Raw genomic sequence first — 5226 nt, 5'->3', positions numbered from 1 at the left:
CCAGGATCCCTCGTCGAAGGCACGGCGGGCGGCCGCGATCGCCGCCTCGGTGTCGGGGCGTGTGCCTTCCGACACGGTCGCGGCGAGGGTGCCGTCGGCGGGACAGCGGATGTCCCGGAGGCCTCCGGACAGCGGCTCCCGCCACGTCCCGTCCACATACAGGTCTGCCACGAGCCAAGCCCTTCAGCCGAAATGCGTTGCGCATCGTGCATCTAATTGCTTGTGGTGGAACACCCTGGCGAAAGCGCCCACCTACGTCAAGGGGTCGGGTCATGACGATTCGGCCGACGGCGGGCGGACCGGGATCCGGACCGCCCGCCGTTGTATACGGCCGCTGCGAGTGCCGCGACGCGGCGGTGCAGCGGTCGTATACGGCCGGACCCGGGACTTGTGCGTGACCCGAGGTCTACCCCGCCTGTGTCCGGGCGTCGCGGTGGCGGTAGAACGCGGCCTTCGACGGCTCCAGCGGCTGCCTGCCGAGGATCAGGTCTGCGGCCTTCTCCGCGACCATCATCACCGGTGCGTAGATGTTGCCGTTGGTGACGTACGGCATCACGGAGGCGTCCACCACGCGCAGTCCGTCCAGTCCGTGCACGCGCATGCTCGCCGGGTCGACGACGGACATGTCGTCGGTGCCCATCTTGCAGGTGCAGGAGGGGTGCAGGGCCGTCTCACCCTCCTTGGCGACCCAGGCGAGGATCTCCTCGTCGCTCTCCACGGACGGGCCGGGCGAGATCTCCCCGCCGTTGTAGGGGGCGAGCGCGGGCTGGTTGAGGAGCCGGCGGGCGACGCGGATCGCCTCGACCCACTCACGGCGGTCCTGCTCGGTGGAGAGGTAGTTGAAGCGCAGCGCGGGCTTGACCCGGGGGTCGCTGCTCCTGATCTTCACCGATCCGACGGCGTCGGAGTACATGGGTCCGACATGCACCTGGTAGCCGTGGCCGCCGGCCGGCGAGGAACCGTCGTAGCGGACCGCGACCGGCAGGAAGTGGAACATCAGGTTGGGATAGTCCACGTCCTCGTTGCTGCGGGCGAAGCCCCCCGCCTCGAAGTGGTTGGTGGCGGCGGGCCCGGTGCGGAAGAGCCATTGCAGTCCGATGAACGGGGCACGCCACTTCGCCAGGTACGGCTGCATGGACACCGGCTGCTTGCAGGCGTACTGGACGTAGACCTCCAGGTGGTCCTGGAGGTTCTCGCCGACGCCGGGGAGGCCGTGGACGACGTCGACGCCGAGGGCGCGCAGTTCGTCGGCGTCACCGACGCCGGAGAGCTGGAGCAGCTGCGGGGAGTTGATCGCCCCGCCGCAGAGGATGACCTCCCCGGCGCGGATCTGCTGGGGCGCGCCCCTGCCGCGCCGGTACTCGACGCCGACGGCCCGCTTGCCCTCGAAGAGCACCCGGGTGACGAAGGCGCGGGTGCGGACCGTGAGGTTCGGCCGCTTCATCGCGGGCTTGAGGTAGGCCTTGGAGGCCGACAGACGGCGCCCGCGGTGGACGTTGCGGTCGAAGGGGGCGAAGCCCTCCTGGCGGTAGCCGTTGACGTCGTCGGTGCGGGCCTGGCCGGCCTGCTGGACGGCTTCCAGGAAAGCGGTGAAGAGCGGATTGGTCGCCGGGCCGCGTTCGAGGACGAGGGGGCCGTCGTGGCCGCGGAACTCGTCGTCCGGGTCGGCCGCGAGGCAGTTCTCCATCCGCCGGAAGTACGGCAGGCAGTGCGCGTAGTCCCAGGTCTCCATCCCGGGGTCGGCGGCCCAGCGCTCGTAGTCCATGGGGTTGCCGCGCTGGAAGATCATGCCGTTGATGCTGCTGGAGCCGCCCAGCACCTTGCCGCGCGCGTGGTAGATGCGGCGGCCGCCCATGTGGGGCTCCGGCTCGGACTCGTACTTCCAGTCGTAGAACCGGCTGCCGATCGGGTAGGTCAGCGCCGCGGGCATGTGGATGAAGACATCCCACGGGTAGTCGGACCGGCCGGCCTCCAGGACCAGCACCCGGTTCGCCGGGTCCGCCGAGAGCCTGTTCGCCAGTGCGCTGCCGGCCGATCCGCCGCCGACGATGACGAAGTCGTAGTGCAGGGTAGCCATGGTGCCTCGTCTCGCTCGCGCCGTAGATACGCGGGGCATGCTAGTGCGGTAGCGCTATGTGCACCAGGTTGCGCGCAACGCAACCTACGAACCCGTGTTTCCGTTGCGTCACTTGCATCTGCGTTGTTTACTGAGCGTATAGTTTCGTTATGAGCAACTACAGTCCAGAGTCTGAAACGTCGACTTCACAGACCGGAGGAGTGCAGTCGGTCGACCGCGCCATCAGCGTGCTGGAGATCCTTGCCCAGCGCGGCGAGGCGGGCGTCAGCGAGGTGGCCGGCGAGATCGACGTCCACAAGTCGACCGCGTTCCGCCTGCTCGGCGCCCTGGAGGCGCGGGGCCTGGTGGAGCAGGCCGTCGAGCGCGGCAAGTACCGGCTCGGGTTCGGCATCGTGCGCCTGGCCGGCGCGGTCACGGGGCGTATCGACATCACCCAGCAGGGCCGCCCGGTCTGCGAGCGCCTCGCCGAGGAGATCGGTGAGACGGTCAACATCGCCGTGCTCCAGGAGCACTATGCGATCAACCTCTACCAGGTGCGCGGCCCGGCGGCCATCACCGCGCACAACTGGGTCGGTCAGCTGACCCCGCTGCACGCCACCTCCAGCGGCAAGATCCTGCTGGCCAACCTGCCCGCCAAGGAGCGCGCCGCGCTGCTGGCCGAGGCGGGCCTGAAGAAGGTCACTCCGCACACCATCACCGCCAAGACCAAGCTCGAGAAGAACCTCGCCGAGGCCCGGGAGCGCGGCTACGCCTGGACCACGGAGGAGTTCGAGATCGGTCTGCACGCCATCGCCGCGCCGATCCGCGACCGGGACGGCGATGTCGTCGCGGCGCTCAGCGCCTCCGGGCCGTCCTACCGCTTCACCGAGGAGCGCCTGCACGAGCTCGCTCCGGTGCTCGTCAAGGGCGCGAACGAGATCAGCCACCGGATGGGCTACCTGGGCTGACCCCCCGCGGTGTCACGGTGTCGTGTGCGCCAGCTGTTTGCGCCAGCGGGTGAACAGCCGCGGCTGGTTCATGCCGAGCACGGCGACCGGATGACCACCGCGCCGGTAGACGGCGAGGAAACTGCGGTCGTCCGTGGTGCCTTCCACGACGGTCACGGTGTCGGCGCCGGCCGTGTGTCCGACGAACTGGATCTTCACGCCGTACTGGTCCGACCAGAAGTACGGCGGCCTGGGCACGCCGGGTGCCGCCGCGCCCGACGACAGCAGCGCGGCCACGGCCGCGGCGGGCCGTTCCAGCGCACCCGTCCAGTGTTCGACGCGGCGGTGGACGCCCGCACGGGGGTCGTACCAGGCGGCGCAGTCACCGACCGCCACCACCCCGGCCAGACTGGTGCGGCCGTCGGCGCCGCAGGTGACGCCGTTGTCCACGGCGACGCCGGATCCCTCAAGCCACTCGACGTTCGGACGCGCGCCCACACCGACGACGACGACGTCGGCGGGGATGCTGCGGCCGTCCTCCAACAGCACGGCCTCGACCCGGCGTTCGCCGCCGAGCCCCTTGACGCCCACCCCGCACAGCAGCCGTACGCCGTGGTCGGTGTGGAGGGCGGAGACGATGCCGCCCATGGCCTCGCCGAGCGGTCCGGCGAGCGGTGTCGGGGCCGCCTCGACGACCGTCACATCGAGCCCGAGGCCGTATGCGGTGGAGGCGACCTCGGCGCCGATGAAGCCGCCGCCGATGACGACCAGCCGTCCGCCCAGGGCCAGGGCGTCCCGCAGACCACGGGCGTCGTCGAGCGTGCGCAGCACATGCACTCCGGCCAGGCCGTCGGTGCCCGGCAGGGTGCGCGCGGCGGCGCCGGTCGCGACGACGACGCCGTCCGCCCGGACCCGGCGGCCGTCGCTGAGCCGGATCGCGCGGTCGGTGCGGTCCAGTCCGGCGGCGCGGGCGCCGAGCAGCCACTCCGCCCGCAGGTCCTCGTCGTCCGACTCCAGCGCGAGGTCCGCCTCGCCGAGGGTGCCGGCCAGGAACTCCTTGGACAGCGGCGGCCGGTCGTAGGGGCGGTGGGGCTCGTCGCCGATGACGACCAGCCGCCCGTCGTAACCCTGTGACCGCAGTGCGCGGGCCGCCGACAGACCCGCCAGCGAGGCCCCCACCACGGCCACCGTTCTCACGCGGGCCCTCCGGCGAGCCGGGCGGTGACGCAGGGCGGCAGGTTGGGGGCGTCCGTCGACAGCCGCACATAGACCATGCCGTCCTCCACGACGACCTCGTGGGTCCGGACCGGGAGCTTGGCCGGCGGGGCGTCGACGGCGCCGGTCCTCAGATCGAACGTCGAGGCGTGGAGCGGGCATTCCACCTCGCAGCCCTCCAGCCAGCCGTCCGCGAGCGAGGCGTCCTGGTGGGTGCAGGTGTCGTCGATGGCGAAGACCTCGCCGTCGACGGTGTGGAACACCGAGACCGGCGGGTCGATGTCGAGCCGGAAGGCCTCGCCTCGCGGGAGATCCGCGAGACGGCACGCGGGAATCATCATGACACCTCGGTTTGATGGCTCGTTCGCCTACAGGCGCCTTCAGCCGCCCTTCGGCTCCCTTGACGGTGCATATGACGGAACATATTGCGGTGAGCGCAACATCAGTCTGGGGTCGCCCAGAACCCTTGTCAAGGCGTTCACAGGGCCCCTCGGCGCACCGATTCCCGTTGCGCCACAAAGAACTTGCGGCGCGTCGAGAGACGCGCGTGAAGACAGCGGATGCACGCCCGGCTCGCGGCCCACAGAGCCGGGAGGGGGCGTGCATCCATGATGGGGGCGCGGTTCAGAAGCCCCGGTCGAGCCACTCTTGAACGTGCGGGGCCTCCGCCGCCACGGTGGTGGTCTCCCCGTGTCCGGTGTGGACGACCGTCTCACCCGGCAGGGTCAGCAGCCGGCCCCGGATCGAGTCGACGATCGTGCCGAAGTCGCTGTACGACCGTCCCGTGGCACCCGGCCCGCCCGCGAAGAGCGTGTCCCCGCTGAAGAGCGCCGTCAGACCCGGCGCGTACAGGCAGACCGCGCCGGGGGCGTGGCCGGGGGTGTGCAGCACGGTCAGCTCGGCGCCCGCCACGGTGAGGACCTGGCCGTCGGCCAGTTCACCGTCGGGCATCCGGTCGGGATGGGTCTGCTTCCACAGCGGAAGGTCATCGGCATGGAGCAGGATCGG

The 5226-nt window shown here is 70.8% G+C and carries 5 protein-coding genes and 1 pseudogene; 1 reads left to right on the top strand and 5 read right to left on the bottom strand.

Annotated features, from left to right (window positions below; genetic code table 11):
* Both IE318_RS45945 and betA read right to left on the bottom strand, forming a co-directional pair.
* Positions 1 to 171, bottom strand: a pseudogene (locus IE318_RS45945) (aldehyde dehydrogenase family protein); the annotation flags it as partial.
* Positions 172 to 406: 235 nt separating this feature from the next.
* Complete coding sequence (gene betA / locus IE318_RS43365; protein WP_189908339.1) at positions 407 to 2077, bottom strand: choline dehydrogenase; 1671 nt, start codon at positions 2075 to 2077, stop codon at positions 407 to 409.
* A 149-nt stretch (positions 2078 to 2226) separates the two neighbouring features.
* On the opposite strand from betA, the gene IE318_RS43360 reads away from it, so the two are divergent.
* Positions 2227 to 3024 (top strand): IclR family transcriptional regulator, encoded by a 798-nt coding sequence (locus tag IE318_RS43360; protein WP_189908338.1) that lies wholly within the window; start codon positions 2227 to 2229, stop codon positions 3022 to 3024.
* A 12-nt stretch (positions 3025 to 3036) separates the two neighbouring features.
* On the opposite strand, the gene IE318_RS43355 is transcribed toward IE318_RS43360, so the two are convergent.
* The 3 genes from IE318_RS43355 to IE318_RS45940 all read right to left on the bottom strand — a co-directional run.
* Complete coding sequence (locus tag IE318_RS43355) at positions 3037 to 4200, bottom strand: NAD(P)/FAD-dependent oxidoreductase (RefSeq protein ID WP_189908337.1); 1164 nt, start codon at positions 4198 to 4200, stop codon at positions 3037 to 3039.
* Positions 4197 to 4559, bottom strand: coding sequence for a bifunctional 3-phenylpropionate/cinnamic acid dioxygenase ferredoxin subunit (locus tag IE318_RS43350; RefSeq protein ID WP_189908336.1), 363 nt, complete (start codon positions 4557 to 4559; stop codon positions 4197 to 4199). The genes IE318_RS43355 and IE318_RS43350 overlap by 4 nt, the downstream gene beginning before the upstream one ends.
* A 283-nt stretch (positions 4560 to 4842) precedes the next feature.
* Positions 4843 to 5226, bottom strand: a 384-nt coding sequence (locus tag IE318_RS45940) for an MBL fold metallo-hydrolase (RefSeq protein WP_229904191.1), incomplete at its 5' end; no start/stop codon positions are given.

This window comes from Streptomyces spiralis, from assembly GCF_014654675.1.
Taxonomy (GTDB): Bacteria; Actinomycetota; Actinomycetes; order Streptomycetales; family Streptomycetaceae; genus Streptomyces; species Streptomyces spiralis.
The sequence above is the reverse complement of the archived record's forward strand: the minus strand, read 5'-3'. Positions and strand labels throughout refer to the sequence as shown.

Bases quoted from the DNA above. Each gene is read 5' to 3' on its own strand.
- IE318_RS43350 (WP_189908336.1), bottom strand. From the start codon at position 4,559: ATGATGATTCCCGCGTGCCGTCTCGCGGATCTCCCGCGAGGCGAGGCC.
- betA (WP_189908339.1), bottom strand. From the start codon at position 2,077: ATGGCTACCCTGCACTACGACTTCGTCATCGTCGGCGGCGGATCGGCC.
- IE318_RS43360 (WP_189908338.1), top strand. From the start codon at position 2,227: ATGAGCAACTACAGTCCAGAGTCTGAAACGTCGACTTCACAGACCGGA.